Origin of the sequence: Chthoniobacter flavus Ellin428 (assembly GCF_000173075.1) — a bacterium.
GTDB classification, from domain to species: Bacteria; Verrucomicrobiota; Verrucomicrobiia; order Chthoniobacterales; family Chthoniobacteraceae; genus Chthoniobacter; species Chthoniobacter flavus.
Genome location: NZ_ABVL01000011.1, coordinates 16,580 through 32,909, shown reverse-complemented (window position 1 = coordinate 32,909; position 16,330 = coordinate 16,580). Strand labels below are relative to the sequence as shown.

At 62.1% G+C, this 16,330-nt stretch carries 12 protein-coding genes; 10 read left to right on the top strand and 2 right to left on the bottom strand.

All coding sequences use genetic code 11. The annotated features are described in order from the left end of the window. Positions 1-34 precede the first annotated feature (34 nt). Together CFE428DRAFT_RS17905 and CFE428DRAFT_RS17900 are read right to left on the bottom strand one after the other, a co-directional pair. Positions 35-685 (bottom strand): SGNH/GDSL hydrolase family protein, encoded by a 651-nt coding sequence (locus tag CFE428DRAFT_RS17905; protein ID WP_006981033.1) that lies wholly within the window; start codon positions 683-685, stop codon positions 35-37. Then, positions 682-2,010, bottom strand: coding sequence for an alpha/beta hydrolase family protein (locus tag CFE428DRAFT_RS17900; RefSeq protein WP_042725266.1), 1,329 nt, complete (start codon positions 2,008-2,010; stop codon positions 682-684). The genes CFE428DRAFT_RS17905 and CFE428DRAFT_RS17900 overlap by 4 nt, the downstream gene beginning before the upstream one ends. Positions 2,011-2,115: 105 nt before the next feature. Here CFE428DRAFT_RS17900 and CFE428DRAFT_RS17895 point away from each other — a divergent pair, with 105 nt between their 5' ends. The 10 genes from CFE428DRAFT_RS17895 to CFE428DRAFT_RS17850 all read left to right on the top strand — a co-directional run bounded on the left by CFE428DRAFT_RS17895 (position 2,116) and on the right by CFE428DRAFT_RS17850 (position 16,229). Continuing rightward, positions 2,116-3,585: a flavin monoamine oxidase family protein gene (locus tag CFE428DRAFT_RS17895; protein WP_006981031.1), complete on the top strand. Its 1,470-nt coding sequence runs from the start codon at positions 2,116-2,118 to the stop codon at positions 3,583-3,585. A gap of 106 nt (positions 3,586-3,691) precedes the next feature. Then, entirely contained in the window at positions 3,692-4,315 is a 624-nt protein-coding gene (locus CFE428DRAFT_RS17890; RefSeq protein WP_006981030.1) for a hypothetical protein, read from the top strand. A gap of 143 nt (positions 4,316-4,458) precedes the next feature. After that, positions 4,459-6,291, top strand: coding sequence for a hypothetical protein (locus tag CFE428DRAFT_RS17885; RefSeq protein ID WP_202797459.1), 1,833 nt, complete (start codon positions 4,459-4,461; stop codon positions 6,289-6,291). Positions 6,292-6,333: 42 nt separating this feature from the next. Beyond that, entirely contained in the window at positions 6,334-8,820 is a 2,487-nt protein-coding gene (locus CFE428DRAFT_RS17880) for a DUF1592 domain-containing protein (protein WP_006981028.1), read from the top strand. A gap of 162 nt (positions 8,821-8,982) precedes the next feature. Continuing rightward, positions 8,983-10,407, top strand: a complete 1,425-nt coding sequence (locus tag CFE428DRAFT_RS17875; RefSeq protein WP_006981027.1) for a sulfatase-like hydrolase/transferase — start codon at positions 8,983-8,985, stop codon at positions 10,405-10,407. A gap of 2 nt (positions 10,408-10,409) precedes the next feature. Then, the gene (locus CFE428DRAFT_RS17870; protein WP_131989729.1) at positions 10,410-10,619 is read left to right on the top strand and encodes a hypothetical protein; all 210 of its coding nucleotides are present in this window, start codon (positions 10,410-10,412) and stop codon (positions 10,617-10,619) included. Between the two features lie 60 nt (positions 10,620-10,679). Next, positions 10,680-11,810: a PHB depolymerase family esterase gene (locus tag CFE428DRAFT_RS17865; protein WP_042725265.1), complete on the top strand. Its 1,131-nt coding sequence runs from the start codon at positions 10,680-10,682 to the stop codon at positions 11,808-11,810. A 2-nt stretch (positions 11,811-11,812) separates the two neighbouring features. After that, positions 11,813-12,871: a cellulase family glycosylhydrolase gene (locus CFE428DRAFT_RS17860; RefSeq protein ID WP_006981024.1), complete on the top strand. Its 1,059-nt coding sequence runs from the start codon at positions 11,813-11,815 to the stop codon at positions 12,869-12,871. 111 nt (positions 12,872-12,982) lie between these two features. Next, positions 12,983-14,686, top strand: a complete 1,704-nt coding sequence (locus CFE428DRAFT_RS17855) for a glycoside hydrolase family 32 protein (RefSeq protein WP_006981023.1) — start codon at positions 12,983-12,985, stop codon at positions 14,684-14,686. 139 nt (positions 14,687-14,825) lie between these two features. Further along, on the top strand, positions 14,826-16,229 hold the full coding sequence (locus CFE428DRAFT_RS17850) for a DUF1552 domain-containing protein (RefSeq protein WP_006981022.1): 1,404 nt from the start codon (positions 14,826-14,828) through the stop codon (positions 16,227-16,229). The last annotated feature ends 101 nt before the right edge of the window (positions 16,230-16,330 follow it).

Sequence of the window (16,330 nt, the reverse complement as noted above, 5' to 3'; positions counted from 1 at the left end):
TTCAGCGGATCACCATCGTTTCGAAGGAAGCAATCTACGGCTTCGTCGGCAGTAACTTGGGCAGCAACGCTTGCGCGATGGCTTCGTTGCCGGCGGGATCGGGGTGCACGCCATCCTTGGCCAGGCTCGCCGCGGGCACGACGCCGTAAAGGCTGGTGAAATCGCACTGTGTCTCCTTAGCGAGCGCCTCGAAGGCGGTGCCAAGTTCGCGCAACTTGGCATCACGCTGATCGGCGATCGGCTTGGTTGGACCGAGCGCGTCCTTCCGGATATTCGTCGGGCCGACGAGCAGCACGGCAAGGTCCTTCCCAAAATGGTCGCGCGCTTTGGTAATCATGGCCCGCTCATTCGCCACGGCCTTGGGCACACACTGGTCGGTGATGTCGCGGGAATCGTTGGTCCCGAGCAGGATCACGAGCAGGTCCGCCTTTGGCTGACGCTGCAGCATGGCATCGAATTCCTTCAGCGAATCCGTCGGGCGCCCGCCCTTGCCCTCATTCATCATCTTGAGCTTCCCCTCCGAACGCGCCTCCACGAGACGCAGCCAGAGCTGGGATTGCTGGTCCTTGGGCAATGCGCTGCCAGCGGTGATGGAATCGCCGAAGACGATGACCACCCGCGGATCCACGGCGCGCACCGGGAGCGCTGCCAGGGCGAGGAAGAGAAAAACGAAAAGCGATTTCATGGCGCGGGATGTTCCGGTGTTTTGGCGGGTTTGCCAATGTGCATGAAGTCGCTGGAGACGGTGACCGGCCGATCATCCGACGCGACGACAAACCAATCCGCGCCTTCCGCGGCCTCGGTCGGAAAGCTCACTTCAAAGCGATCATCGGAAAGCTTCGATATCGGCAAAGCCTGCCAGTTGCGCTTCATCCAATCGCCGGGCAGGCTCCAGTAAACCTCCACCTTCGCGATGGGCCGAGGCGAAGCGATGTCGAAGCGCGCGCTCAACGGGTTGTTCTCTTTCTCGACCGTGACGACGGGCAACGGCTGGCCCTTTCCATTGAGATAATAGTCGAAGTAAGGCACCTCCATCGCCAGCCAGTTCGCCTTGCTGCCGCTCGGCGTGGGGAAAGGCTGGAAAGGCGTGGGGACGAAGGGATCCGACGACGCCTTCGGGAAAACCGTGCCACCGGGCAGCGGCACCTTGTGATTGGCATTCGGCGCGAAGAGATGATTTTTCGTTCCCGGAATGGCATCGAGCGTGGCCTGCACGGCGGGCGGCCAGAAAAAGAAATCGTTCGCTGCGCCAGCGGTGAAGAAGACAGCCTTGATACCCGGCGCGCGGCGGCCGGCGTCGAGATCGCGCAGCCAGCGTTCGCGTTCCTCCAGCGGCATCTTCAGCAGCGTCGGCTGCTGCGAAGTGAGTTCGTAAAAGCCGCACCCGAAGATGGCGAAGCCCGCGCGGACCTGATCACCGGCGAGTCCGCACACCATCGTCGTCATATAGCCACCCCAGGAAATGCCGACGACGCCGATGCGTTTGGTATCCACGTCCGGCTGTACGCGGAGCAGGTAGAGCGATTGCATGGCCGAGAGCACGGCATCGAAAAGCAGGCTCGCGGTGGCATCGGGACTGGCGACATAGCGACCTTCCCCGTACTTCATCGTATTCCAACGGCCCTTGGTCTCGGTGAGCTTTTGCGGATTGGCGATGCCGGGCAGATCCGGCGCCACAGCGACATAGCCGCGTTGTCCCCAGGCGATCGCCTTGTCGATTTCTGCGCTGCCGCCACCGCCGTGCAACACGAGCATCCCGGGATGCGGACCAGCCGTCTTCGGCGTGACGATGACCGCGAAGATCTCGGCATTCTCGCGCGAGCGAAAGACGACGCGGCGCACACTCACGCCCTCGGGAGGCGGACTGTTATCGGGCACGTCGCGCAAAATCTCCGGCGGGCGACCGGTGAGATAGGGCGCAAAGGGATCGACGGACGATTCCGCGGCCCGCAAGGGCAACGATAGACAAAGAACGAGCGAGGCGAGGACAACGAAGGCGTGGAAGCGCATAGCGGGAGCGAAGTAACAGAGGCGACGGTCCCTAGGAAACCCACCGATGCGGGGATTCTTATACATGTCGGCGAATCCCTGCTTTCCCCTCGCCCATCCCTCCCCATGAACACTCCCCAGACCTATACCCGTCGTGACGTCCTGAAAACTTCCGGTCTCGCCTTGCTGGCCAGCGGCGGGCTGGTTTCCGCCGCGACGGCACCGCGCAAGCGAGTCATCATCGCAGGTGGGGGCATCGGTGGACTCAGTTGCGCGTACGAATTGATGGAGCGCGGGCACGACGTAACGCTACTCGAAGCCTCACGCCGCACCGGCGGACACGTGAAAACGATTCGCGACCCTCTGCCCGACGGGCTCTACGCCGACGTCGGCGCGGAGCATTTCACCAAGGAGGGTTACGAGCAGTACTGGCGGTACGTGAAGAAATTCAACCTGCCCTATCTTCCATGGAAGCGGCGGGAGAACATGTACCGGAAGATCGACGGGAAATGGTACACCGAGCAGCAACTCGCCGACCGCGCGACAGTGACCAGCTTCGGCTTTAATCAACGCGAGATCGATCACATCCTCGCGCACGGCTGGACGGATTTGAGCACGCTCTACTTCGCGCCGTACCTGGCAAAGTTCACCGACGAGTTTCAGCCTTTCGGCGTGGGACTCGATCATCTCGACCATGTGTTGCTCGGTGACCTGCTGGCCCAGGATGGTGCGTCGGGGGCCGCGATCCGCTTCATCGCCGGCGGCCGGCGCAGCACGCCGGAGAAGCCGCCGACGAGCACCGATACGTCCGCACTGTTCCGCCTGTGGCAGGCTGCCATCGCCAAACTGCGCGGGCAGCCGACCTTCCAGCGCGAGGTCTATCATCTCAAGGGCGGCAACCAACGGCTGCCTGATACCTTCGCCGAGATGCTCGGTGATCGCGTGCACCGGAATTGTCCCGTCACCGCCATCGAGCATGATGCCAAGGGTGTGCGTGTGGAATATGAGGAGGGCGGCGCGACGAAGCAGCTCGCCGCCGATTATCTCGTGATCTCCCTTTCGCCGCTGTTGCTGAACGGCATCAAGGTCACGCCGGATTGGCCGGCGGAAAAAGCCTACGCCATCCAGAACGTGAAGATCGGCATGCAATCGCGGGTGTTGTTGCAGGCGAAGAGCCGCTTTTGGGAAGGCGACGTACCGAGCATCAACCTCGAAACCGGTGACTCGAAAATGGTCCTCGTCTATCGCACCGCAGATGATGTGCCCGGGGAGCGCTGCGTGCTGATGGGCAGCGGCGCACCAGTGGAGACGCCGGAGGAAGCGCTCGCCGCCTTTCGCAAATTCTATCCCGGCAAGGCGAAGGACACGATCGAGCAATGCATCGTCCACCAATGGTGGAAGGAAGAGCCGACGTGTTTCGGTTGCGAGCGCCAGGCTTTTCATCTCGGGGAACTGCACAAGATGTGGCCGCACATCGGGACGCCGGTCGGGCGCATTTATTTCGCCGGTTCCGCCTACGACAACATGCCCCACGGTCAGGATGCCGCGACGCGCACCGCAAATCGCGTGGCCGAGGCCATCCACGCGGCCGCGTAGAGGCTGTGCAATCAGCGGTCGATCCCTTCGCGGATCACTCGGAAGCTCGCGTCGCTGGTCGACTACCATTGCTGTCTGGCCCGGCTCCGCGTAGAGAGGTCGTTGCATGAACGACAAGCTCGATTCGCTTCTCCACAAAATGCAGGAGCTGGAAAAGGAGATGATGCAGGAGCTGCGACGAAAGGAGACGGAATTTCTGTATGAGGTCCGGCAACGGAAGGTCCGGTTCACGGAGGAAGCGCATACCCGGCATCGACGGCTGAGCAAACGGATCCATCGATTCCTGCTGGATTCCACCTTCCTGGTCCTCCTCACCGCACCTATCATTTGGTTCTGTCTGATTCCGATCGCCTTCCTCGATCTCGTGATCACGATTTATCAGGCGTTGTGCTTTGGCATTTACGGGATTCCGAAGGTCCGGCGCGACGACTACATCCTTCTCGATCGCCATCGTCTGGCCTATCTCAACGTGCTCGAAAAGCTGAACTGCGAATACTGCGCCTACGGTAATGGCGTTCTCGCCTACGCGGCCGAGGTAGCCGCCCGCACCGAGCAGTATTGGTGTCCGATCAAGCATGCCCTGCGCGTGAAATCCATCCACAGCCGCTACCGATTCTTTTTCGACTACGGGGACGCCGAGCACTACCGCCAGCAGATCGAGCAGGTGCGCCGCTCCTTCGAGGACATCCCGCAGAAGAGCGATTCCACCACCTTGCCTCCGCTTCCGTAGGACGACCAGCCCGGGCCGATGGCTGGGTAGATCCGGGAAGAAATCTCCTCGTTCGACAAATTTGGCTAATCAGACGCCGTTTGCCCGGTGAAGAGTGTTGGCGCCAAGACCAAGCAAACCGAACCACTCCATCCTGCCCCTCCGTGACATTCCCCCGCTCTTTCCTTCTCTTATCCGTAGTGCTCTGGCCGGTGTCGCTTACCCTGGCCGCCGATGACGCCGCGAAGACCGACCCGCGCTATCCTTTCCGCACCGATTTCGCGAACGCCAATCTGCCGTGGTATCAGCCGAAGCCGCTGGAATTTCCGCCGCACCATTCGGACCGGCGCATCAATGGCGAACTGATCAGCGCGGACTTCATCCATCGCACCGGCCAATTCCGCGTCAGCAAGACGGGTGAGGTCGTGGAATTTTTCATGCCGCCGTACGCCTCGGTCCATTTCCTGAAAGCCGAGGCCGACCTGCGCGATGTGCCGCTCGGCACGGATTTCCTTTTCTTCCTCAACGACGACGGCCACGGGAATTTCACCCGGCTGGCCACGATGCAGGACCAGTTCAGCATCGATGCCGGGCACAGCTTTTCCTACAAGCTCGACGAGGTGAAACTCGGCGAGGGCAAGTTGCTCGCCACCAAGCAGAGCATCCCGAAAAACCAGCCCGACTTGGGCAAGGCCGAGTTGCACGTCAATGCCGCCACGCGCGTGTGGAAGGATGACCAGCAGATCAAGCTCGAAGACCTCAAGCCGGGTGACGAACTGCTCTACGATCTCACAGGCCGTAGCGCGTCGAGCCCCGGCGTGTGCACGGATATCTGGGTCGGCGCCGAGACGCACCAGAAAGTCACCGAGGCGCAAACGGCCAAATTTGCCGAGCGCGTGAAAAAGCTCGGTCTGCCCGGCTGGATCAACAAGACCGAGGGCAACAAAGTCACTGTCACGCTCTTCAGCGACGACGTGCCGACTTTCAAGAAGACCTATGCGGACGATCTCGCCGTCGGCAAGGATGTCGCCCTCTGCGTGGCCAATGAAGAGCTGCGGACGTGGAATCCGCCGGTGGACAAGGAGAAGAGCTCGATCGTGGAAGTGAGCAAGGTGCCGACCGAAAGTTACGGCTGCAGCGGCACGCAGGTCGTCATCCAGGTGGCCTACATGCTCGAAGGCTTCCGTCGCGGTCGCGTGGTGCGGGTCTTCGGCAGCGGCTGGACGATCAAGGATCCGCCTTATGGCCAGGGCCTGATGAATTACGGCTACCGCGGCCCGACGAACTCCGAGATCCAGGAGAACACCGCCAAGGAATATCCGCTGCAGTACCCGTATCGCACCGACTATGGCAACGACACGCTGCCGTGGTTCAAGCTCAAGCCCGGGCAGAAGCCGCCGCAGTATTCCGAGCATCGCGTCCTCGGCGAACTCGTGAAAGTCGACGCCGAAAAACACACCTGCCAGTTCCGCACCGATCGCACCGGCGAGACCGTGGAGTTCACCCTCGTGCCCGGCGGCAGCGTGCAATATCTCAACGCCAACGCCACGCTCGCCGATATCCCCATCGGCACGCGCTGCACCTTCGGCCTCTACCAGGACCACAACGGCGCCTTCAGCCAGGCGTGGACGGTGAGCGATGACTTCAGCCACCTCGCCTCGCAGAACACCACGCTTCGCGTCACGGCACTCAAGCTCGATCAGGGCCGTATCGACGTCGGCTGGCAGCTTACGAAGATGAAGAATTACAACGGCGACATGGAACTCGAGCCCGACCTCGGGCAAAGCATCCTGCTCGTCACGCCCGAGACGCGCGTGTGGAAAGGCGACAAGCAAGTGAAGCTCACCGACCTCGCCGTAGGCGACCTGTTGCTCGTCGATCGCACCAGCGAACAAAGCGGCCAGCCCGCGCACTGCACCGATATCTGGATCGGCGAAGACACGCACAAAGCCGCCACCGAACAGCAGGCCAAAAAACTCGCCACGGCGAAGAAGTAGGGTGCCTGGATCGCTTGCGCCGCCTCTGGAAATGGCTAAGAAATGCCCCTCCCGCGTGTCTTCCCTGCCGTGCATCGTCGCATTCTGTTTTCCCTCCGTTCTGTAGCCGCGTCTGGCCTGGCCCTGTTGTCCGCTGGCCTCTCGTCGGCCCATGCCGCCGCACAGGCCCAGGAAAATCTCGAGAAAATCGTCCGTCCCTTCTTCAAGGAGAACTGCACGAAGTGCCACGGCGAAAAGAAACAGAAGGGCGACCTGCGGGTGGACAACCTGATGATCGATTTCGATTCGCCGAAGATCATGGGGCACTGGGAGGAGATCATGAACCGTATCAACTCCGGCGACATGCCGCCGGATGATGTGGACAAGCGGCCCAAGCCGGAGGACATCGCGCGCGTCTCCGAATACATCGCCGGCCAACTGGTGGAGGCCGATTCCGCCCGGCAATCCTCCGCCGGTGAGCGCGTGGCCCTGCGCCGCCTGACCCGCGAGGAATATGCCAATTCCGTGCACGACCTGCTCGGCGTGAATTTCGACGTCACCGATCCGACCGGCCTGCCGGAAGATCCGGACTGGCACGGCATCCAGCGCATCGGCTCCGTGCTCACCATTTCGCCCGCCCACATCGAGAAGTATCTCGCCGCCGCGGATTCCGTGCTCAGCGAAGCGCTTTCCCTCGGGCCGGCGCCGAAGCGCGAGTTCACGCACATTTCCGCCTTCGACCTGCGCGGCGGCGGCTGGAAGGGGCTCGAAAAGGAATACGAAGCCCGAGGCATCGCCAACCAGGTGCGCGCGGACATCGTGCCGAACAACGGCGCGCTCGACGATCGCACGTTCAACATCAAGACCGGTGGCGAATACATCGTCCGCGTGAAGCTGAGCGGCCTGCGCCCGCCCGGCGGCCGAGCCCCGCGCCTGCGCCTCTACGCCGCGGATATCAGCCGCACGCTTTTCGAGCAGGACATCGACACGCCGGAGGACAAGCCGATCGTCATCGAATTCCGCACGCACCTTCCGCCCGGGCAGCATCCCGTGCACATCGTGAATTCCGTGCCCGGCCCGAATCCCGAGGCCCGCCGCTCGCGGCCCGGCCCGAACACCATCGCCTTCACCAGCCTGCAGTCGCGCATTCCGTGGCAGATGAAATTCACGGACGACGACGGCAAGCCGATCCTGCCCTTCCTGCTCATCGACTACATCGAAGTCGATGGCCCGATCGTGGACTCGTGGCCGACGGCTGCGCACCAGCAGATCTTCTTCGGCGGGGAGAATGCGACCAAGGATTCCGCCTATGCTCGCGAGATCATCCGCCGCTTTACCGAACGCGCCTGGCGCCGGCCGGTGACGAATGACGAACTCGACCGCTACGTGAAGCTCGCCGAAAAGGCCCAGCAACTCGGCGATAACTTCGAGGGCTCGATCAAGACCGCGCTTTCCGCGGTGATGTGCGCGAAGAGTTTCCTCTACATCGAGGAAGGCAAGCCCGTGGCGCCTTCGCCCAAGCTCAACGACTACGAGCTCGCCTCGCGCCTCTCCTATTTCCTCTGGAGCAGCATGCCGGACGATCATCTGCTCGAGCTCGCCCACGCCGGCAAGCTGCATGAGCGCGAGACGCTGCGCGAAGAAGTGCGCCGCATGCTCGCCGATCCGAAAGCCGCGGACTTCGCGTCGTCCTTCCCCCGCCAGTGGCTGCAATTGCGACGCGTGGGCATGTTTCCACCGGACAAAGTGCTCTACCCCGATTACGACGAGTATCTCGAGAAGAGCATGATCAATGAGACAGTCGACTTCTTCGCCGATGTGTTGCACCGCAATGCCAGCCTGCGCGAATTCCTCGATTCCAACTGGACGATGCTCAACGAGCGCCTGGCAAAGTTCTACGGGATCGATGGCGTGGAGGGTGACAATTTCCGGCGCGTGACCCTCAAGCCGGAGGATCATCGCGGCGGTCTGCTCACCCAGGCGGCAGTCCTGAGCCTCACCTCTGACGGCACACGTCATCGCCCGGTGCATCGCGGCGTGTGGGTGCTGGAGTCGATCATCGGCAAGCCGCCGCCACCACCACCGGCGAATGTCCCTGCGCTCTCGACGCCGGATGCCAATTCCCGGAAGACCACGGTGCGCCAGAAACTCGAGGCACATCGTTCGGACGCGAATTGCGCGGCGTGCCATCGGCGCATCGATCCGCTCGGCCTCGCGTTCGATAATTACGACGCCATCGGCCGTTGGCGGACCGTCGAGACCGTGCACGCCGGGACCGGTGAAGATCCGAAGATCGACCCGAGCGGCGAGCTCTACGATGGCCGCACCTTCAAGGATGCCGTCGAGCTGAAGAAGATCCTGCTCGATGACACGGATAAATTCGCCAACGCCTTCACCGAGAAGCTCGCGACCTATGCGCTGCGCCGCGGCACGACCTTCTCCGACCGCGCCGAATTGCGCAAAGTGACCGAGCAAGCCAAGGCAAGCGATTACAAGCTCGCCTCGCTCATCGAAAGCCTGGTGACCAGCGACATTTTCCAAAAGCGCTGAGCGATGGATGCCGATTCTCGGAACTCGTTCCCGAATCGGAGCTGGAGGGAAGCGCTCCGTCGACGGCCGGCTATCGCGCCAGAGGCGGGGTGCTGTAGCGGAGTTCAATACTGTGAAAACGCGGACGCAGTATTGCTTAAACTGCTATAGCTTTAAATTCCCATGAGACGTCTCCCCCAGGCCTCAGTCATCCTCACCCTCTTCCTCTTCTGCGCGCAACTGGCCATCGCCGCGCCGAAGCGGCCAAATATCCTCTTCATCGTCGCCGACGATCTCGGCTACGGCGAACCGGGCTGCTACGGCGGCAAGGACATCCCGACGCCCAACATCGACAAGCTCGTGGCCAGCGGGGTGCGCTTCAGCAGCGGCTATGTCAGCGCGCCTTTCTGCGCCGCCTCGCGCGCGGCGCTGATGACCGGTCGTTATCAAACGCGTTTCGGCTTCGAGTACAATCCCATCGGCGCCAAGAATGCCGACCCGGGGACCGGCCTGCCGGTGAACGAAAAGACCGTCGCCGACCGCCTGCGCGATGTCGGCTACGCCACGGGTCTCGTCGGCAAATGGCACCTCGGCGGCACCGCGCCGTTTCATCCGCAGCGGCGCGGCTTCGACGAGTTCTTCGGCTTCCTCCACGAGGGCCATTTCTATCTCCCTCCGCCCTGGTCCGGCGCGACGACCTGGCTGCGCCGCAAAGCCCTGCCCGATGGCTCACAAGGCCGCTGGACTTCACCCGACGGACACACCGTGTGGAGCACCGATCTCCACGAAAACGAACCCGCCTACGACGCCGATAATCCGCTCCTGCGCAACAGCCAGCCCGTGGAAGAAAAGGCCAATCTGACCGACGCCTTCACCCGCGAGGCTTGTTCCTTCATCGACCGGCATCAGGCGCAGCCGTGGTTCCTGTATCTCGCTTACAACGCGGTCCACAGCCCTTTGCAGGGCGAGGACACGTACATGGAGAAGTTCTCGCACATCGGCGACATCCAGCGCCGGATCTTCGCCGCGGTGCTGGCCCACCTCGACGAAGATATCGGCAAGGTCCGCGCGCAATTGCGCGCGGATGGCCTCGAAGAAAATACGCTTGTCGTCTTCCTCAGCGACAACGGCGGGCCGACGAAAGAACTCACCTCGAGCAACCTCCCGCTGCGCGGCGGCAAGGGCGACCTGTGGGATGGTGGCATTCGCATTCCCTTCGCCGTTTCCTGGAAAGGCCAGATCCCCGCGGGCCACACGATCGATGCTCCCGCCATTTCCATGGATCTGACGGCGACCGCGTTGAAACTCGCCGGGGCGGAGACCGAGCAGGCCAAGCTCGATGGCGTCGACCTCCTCCCGTTGCTTACCGGTAAGACGACAGCCGCACCGCACGACACGCTCTTCTGGCGCGTCGGCCGCAAGAATGCACTCCGGCACGGTGACTGGAAACTGCTCCGCCAGGGCAGCAAGGAATGGCAGCTTTACGATCTCGCGCACGACGTTGGCGAGACGAACAACATGGCCGCGCAAAACGCCGCCCGTGTGACGGAACTCTCCGCGCTGTGGGACAAGTGGAACAGCGAGCAGATCGATCCTCTCTGGAAATGAAAATGCACACTCTTCGAGCGGCGGGCGCCGCCCTGCTGCTCCCGTTATTGTGGACGACCTCTTCCCTCGCGCAGGCTTCCGCGAATAGCTGGCCGCCCACGCTGGATTCCACCAACACCACCACGCAAACCAAGGACGGCCGCACCGTCGAGCGTTATGTACACGGCCCGCGGGAGACGTGGGGTTATCCGGCTGGCGCGAGCGGAGAATGAATCGCGCCGCCAAATGGCGAAACCGGCGTGGGACAACAGAACCATTGTTGCTTTTATCTCGTGGCACCGAAGCATCCGCGCGCGAACGCGCCGCTCTGCGTCGTGCTCCACTCGGCGAATCGCACGGCCTTCGATTACCTCGGATACGGCTGCCTCGGACGCAAAATCCAGGACCGTGAGGATCCGGCCACGGTGATGACGAACTCGCCGGACGATTTCTACTCGCTCTATCTCAGTTCGACGAATGCCGAGTGGTGGGGCTGGAAGCAGATCAAGCCGAACGACCCGAAGCACACCAACGCGCCCACGCCCGCCGAATTGCGCGTGCTCGACACGATCGAGTGGGTGGTGACGAATCACAAAATCGATCGCAACCGCATCTATCTCTGCGGCGTGTCGATGGGCGGTTGCGGCACCCTCGGCATCGGAATGCCACACGGCGACATATTCGCCGCCATTCGCGCCAACGTGCCCGCAGGCACCGATTACGCTTCGAGCCGCATGGGGGGCTTCGGTCCTTCGCCAGCGCCGGATGCGCCGCAGACGGAGCGCGACGCCTGGCTTCTCCGGGCGGCGGCCGCCGGCATGCCCGATCCGCCGGTCATCACCGATTTCTCCTCGCAGACCGACACGTGGTCCGTGACCCAGCCCGCGCTCGTGCAAGCCGCGCAGGCCGGGCATCTGCCGCTGATGCTTTGCTGGGGGCCGTTTGGCCACACCACCTACAGCGTCGCCATCGCGAAGTATCCCACCGGTGAAGTGGCGCTGGCCTATCCGTGGCTCGAAATCCGCAAGAACGAGGCTTACCCGGTTTTCACCCACGCCTCGAGCGATGGGCATTGCCCATGGCTGAATACGCCGGTGGATTACGACAACTCCGGCCAGATGAATGCCTACTTTCGCTGGAAGAGCGAGCGCGACACGCCGGGTGAATTCGACATGCAGCTCTGGATCGCGCATCCCGAAATCACGGGTTCGATCGGCATGCCGGACAAGGCGACCGCCGATGTGACCGTGCGGCGCTGGCAGCAATTCAAGGTCGAGCACGGCAAAAGTTACGCCTGGCAACTTTCGCGCGAGGGTCACGCGTTTGCGTCAGGGAAAGTCCGTCCGGATGCGGCTAATCTGCTGACCATTCCCCAGGCGGCGCTGACCACAGCACCCGCCGAATTGACCCTCAAACCCGAGTAACTATGAACCTCTCCCGCCGCCAGACGCTGAAGACCCTCGGCAGCGCCCTGCTCGGCGCCGCGGCCTCGCACATCGCGCCCTCCGCCTTGGGCGCCGAAACGAAACCGACGCTGCATGTTTATCCCAACTACGGCTGGTTGCGCGGTTTCGGCATCGTGCCTTCGTGGGGTGCGAACGTCGTGGAAGCGTGGCAGCTTTACGATGGCGCACGCTTTCGTGAAGAGGTGGCGCTGGCAAAACAGGTGCATGCCAATTGCATCCGCCTGTGGATCGAATACGCGGCGTGGAAGCTCGATCCGGACAAGATGACGGAGCGGTTTCTCGACGCCGTGGCGGGGATCGCGGAGAAGGGCATGAAGGTCATGCCGTGCCTGTTCAATCACTGGCATGATCGGAAGCTGGATTACCTCGGAACGCCGCTGGCCGGAGATTGGACTCCTCATTTCGAATACGTGAAAACCATCGCGAAGGCACTGGCCAAGGACGATCGCGTGCTCATCTGGGATCTGTGCAATGAACCGGGTTCGCGCGATCGGAGCACGCTGGAATTCCAATGGCTGAGCCAGATCGCGGCCACCGCGCGCGAGTGCGGCGTGCAACAACCGATCACCATCGGCACGATGTCCGGCGTGAACATCACCACCTTCGCGCCGCTGGTGGACGTGTTGAATGGCCATCCTTACGGACATCATCGCAACAATCTCGAAGCGCTGATCACGTCCTTCACCGCGATGAGCAAGGACGAGGGCAAACCATTTCTGGTGAACGAGACTTTCCCCGGCGCGATGGATGATCTCGTGCGCGCGGAGGTCGTGCGGTTTTATTCGGAGATGCTGTCCGCCGCGGGGTTTGGCTGGATGGGCTGGGTCATTCGCGAGGGCAAGGCGATTGCCACCCGGCGCGACTTGCCCGGATGGCAACGGCATCAACGGAGTCGGCTATCACCCGTTCTTCACCAAGGAAGGCAAGCTGCGCGATGGACTGGAATTTCTCACCGAACCGCCCAAGCTGCGACCGCCTTGGGAGAAATCCTGAGAGACTGTGAAATAAAGCGGCAGTGAGATTATTTGGCCCGCGAATCACACAGATGACGCCAATGAAAAATACGCCCATTTGTGTCATTCGCGTAATTCGCGGGCACTTTTTTCACAGTCTCTGAGGGCTCATTTCCTATGAACCGACTGCTCCCCCTCGTCCTCCTCGCCTTGTCGGGCGCGATCGTCTGCGCCGCGGATAATGACGGCGAGTTGCTCTACAATGGCATTCGTCTGCCGCATGATTGGCCACCGCGCGATGACGTGAAGGCGGCCTCGCGCGAGGTGCCGCCGGTGCCTTATCTCGACGCGCCGCCGGCGGTGATCCCGATCGATGTGGGGCGGCAGTTATTCGTCGACGATTTTCTCATCGAAAAGACGACGCTGCACCGCACGTTTCATCACGCGGAAAAGTACGAGGGCAATCCGATCCTCAAGCCGGAGACACCGGAGGAAATCCACGGCGCTTATTCGCACGCCGCCGATGACCCGACAGCCACCGCGTGTCCGTTCGATGACGGGGTCTTCTACGATCCAACCGACCACCTTTTCAAAATGTGGTACATGGGCGGGTTCTGGCGGAACACCTGTCTTGCCACGAGCCGAGATGGCCTGCACTGGACACGGCCGAAGCTCGACGTGCAGGCAGGCACGAATGTCGTGATACCATTTCGGCCGGATTTTTACCGCGATGCTTTTTCGCCGTGGCTGGATTGGACCGCGACAAATCCTGCCGAGCGGTGGAAGGCGTTCATCTACGCGCGCATCGCGGTGCCGGGTGAAGCGAAGCGGCACGGGGCCAGTTATCTCTACACTTCGCCCGATGGCATCCACTGGACGGACACCGCGCAGGTCAAAGCCAACGTCGATGACAACACGACGATTTTCTACAATCCCTTCCGCAAGAAGTGGGTGATGAGTGTGCGACGGCACGTGCCCGAACGCGGCCGCGCGCGGCTCTATTACGAGACGGATACCTTCCCGCAACTTGCGGCGATGAAGACGGACGATCCGGTCTTTTGGTCGGGTGCGGATGAGCTCGATCCGGCCGATCCGCAAATCCCCACGCAGAAAACGACCCAACTCTACTGCCTGAGCCCGATCGCTTACGAAAGCATCCTGCTCGGCGCCTTCGCGATTCACTACGGACCGGAGAATGGCGAATGCCAGAAGGGGAAATTTCCGAAACTGACGGAAATTGAGCTCGGCTACAGCCGCGATGGGTTTCATTTCGCGCGGCCGGATCGCACTTCCTTCATCGCGGCGACGAAACGGGAGGGCGATTGGGATCGCGGCTATGTCCGCCCGATCGGCAGCGTTTGCACGGTCGTCGGCGATCGCCTCTATTTCTACTACAGCGCTTTCTCCGGTGTGGCGCCGGATGGGCAGAAGCATTTCTACGCCGGTGGGAGCACGCATGTCGCCTTTCTGCGCCGGGACGGTTTCGCCTCGATGGACGCGGATGCCCAAGACGGTGAATTGCTAACGCGCCCGATCACCTTTCAAGGCACACATCTTTTCGTCAACGCGGCGGCCGCCAAGGGCGAAGTGCGCGCGGAAATCGTCAACGAAAAAGGTGCAGCGATCGCACCTTTCACCGCCGACAATTGCCAGCCGCTCACCGCAGACAAGACCCTCCAGGCCGTGCACTGGAAAGGCGCCGACGACCTCTCAGCCCTGCGCGGACGCCCGGTGCGAATCCGTTTCCTGCTCAAGGACGCCAGCCTCTACGCATTCTGGGTCAGTCCGGAAGCCACCGGTGCCAGCCATGGCTATGTCGCCGCCGGAGGCCCCGGTTTCACCGGTCCGACGGATACGGTCGGCCAAAGCGCCCAGCCGTAGGCACTCGCGTTAACCATCATTTAAATCGAAACGCAGTTTTTCAGACGACGCCAAAGATTGCCTCTCCCAAGGGGTAATACAGAGAGCCGGGGCGTAAATCCGTCTCGATCCGCACCTCTCACCCCGCAACATCCTGATCATGAGCAACATCATTTCCCAAAAGTGGCTCCTCAATCGCCGTCACTTCCTCCGCGGTCTCGGCGCGACCGTCGCCCTTCCGTTGCTCAATGCGATGATCCCTTCGCGGGCCGGCGCCGCTGTGGCGCTCGATAAGCCGCGGCGCAGTGTTTTCGTCTATATCCCCAACGGCGTAAACGGGATGACCTGGCAGGTGGCGAAATCCGGCCGCGATTACGAGCTTTCCCAATCCCTCGCCCCGCTGGCCAAGCATCGCGGGGACATGACCATTTTCAGCGGCCTGCATCACCCGAACGGCATCGGCCAGGCCCACGTTTGCGCCGATACCTGGCTTACCGGCGCGAAGATCGACGCCCAGAGCGCCCGCAAATACGAAAACACCATTTCCGTCGACCAGATCATGGCTGGGGTCACGGAAAAGCAGACCCGCTTTCCTTCGCTCGAGCTTTCCATTTCCTCGGGCACCGGCCGGCCGCTCAATTCCACTACGCTCGCCTTTTCGCGCGATGGCGTGCCGCTGCCAGCGGAAGACAATCCGCGCCTCGTTTTCAATCGCCTCTTCGGTGAAGAACAGGGCGGCCTCGCCGCGCAACGCGCCCGCCTCGGCAAACGCCGCAGCGTGCTCGACGCCGTGCTGGAGGATGCAAATTCCCTGCGCCGCCAGCTGGGTGACGACGACCGCGGCAAGCTCGACGAGTATCTCCACTCCGTCCGCGACGTGGAGCAGCGCACCGAGCGCCTCGACGCCTGGCTCGATATTCCCAAGCCCACGGTGGACAAGAATCTCGCCGCGCCTTTCCAGCGCGACGTCCCGAAATCCAAGGCCGGCGAATACTGGCGAACGATGTTCGACCTCATCGTCCTCGCGCTGCGCACGGACATGACCCGCGTGGTCACTTACATGAACGGCAGCGAAGGCAATGGCCTCGCCATTCCGGAAATCGGCATCACCCAGGCCCGCCACGGCCTCTCGCATCACAACGGCGACCCCGTGGTGCTCGATCGCCTGGCCAAGAGCGACGCGTTCATCATGGAACAGTTCGCGCATTTCCTCGACGAGCTCGCCGCGGTGAAGGACGGCGATGAGCCGCTCCTCGATCGCACGATGATCCTCTTCGGCAGCGGTATGAGCTACGGCCACAGCCACTGCAATGCGAACCTGCCCATCCTCCTCGCCGGCGGGCGCGGTCTCGGCCTCAAGCACGGCCAGCACATCGATTACAACAAGCCCTTCCTCAAGAACGGCACGTATACCCTGGGCTACGACGAGTGGCGCGAAATCTCCGGCAAGCCGAAAGACGGCAAGGCCCGCCTGAGCAACCTGATGCTCACCATGCTCCAGAAGATGGACATCCACACCGAGAAGTTCGTCGACAGCCTCGGGCCGATCTCGGAGATCGTCTAGCCTGGGCCGGAGGCCACTTCTCCTTCTTAATCTTAATCCTAATCGTAATCTTACTCTCTCCGGCAAGGCCGAGATTAAGATTAGGATTAAGAGTAAGATTA

Bases quoted from the DNA above. Each gene is read 5' to 3' on its own strand.
- CFE428DRAFT_RS17875 (WP_006981027.1), top strand. From the start codon at position 8,983: ATGAGACGTCTCCCCCAGGCCTCAGTCATCCTCACCCTCTTCCTCTTC.
- CFE428DRAFT_RS17850 (WP_006981022.1), top strand. From the start codon at position 14,826: ATGAGCAACATCATTTCCCAAAAGTGGCTCCTCAATCGCCGTCACTTC.
- CFE428DRAFT_RS17860 (WP_006981024.1), top strand. From the start codon at position 11,813: ATGAACCTCTCCCGCCGCCAGACGCTGAAGACCCTCGGCAGCGCCCTG.
- CFE428DRAFT_RS17870 (WP_131989729.1), top strand. From the start codon at position 10,410: ATGCACACTCTTCGAGCGGCGGGCGCCGCCCTGCTGCTCCCGTTATTG.
- CFE428DRAFT_RS17880 (WP_006981028.1), top strand. From the start codon at position 6,334: ATGCCCCTCCCGCGTGTCTTCCCTGCCGTGCATCGTCGCATTCTGTTT.
- CFE428DRAFT_RS17895 (WP_006981031.1), top strand. From the start codon at position 2,116: ATGAACACTCCCCAGACCTATACCCGTCGTGACGTCCTGAAAACTTCC.
- CFE428DRAFT_RS17905 (WP_006981033.1), bottom strand. From the start codon at position 685: ATGAAATCGCTTTTCGTTTTTCTCTTCCTCGCCCTGGCAGCGCTCCCG.
- CFE428DRAFT_RS17890 (WP_006981030.1), top strand. From the start codon at position 3,692: ATGAACGACAAGCTCGATTCGCTTCTCCACAAAATGCAGGAGCTGGAA.
- CFE428DRAFT_RS17855 (WP_006981023.1), top strand. From the start codon at position 12,983: ATGAACCGACTGCTCCCCCTCGTCCTCCTCGCCTTGTCGGGCGCGATC.
- CFE428DRAFT_RS17900 (WP_042725266.1), bottom strand. From the start codon at position 2,010: ATGCGCTTCCACGCCTTCGTTGTCCTCGCCTCGCTCGTTCTTTGTCTA.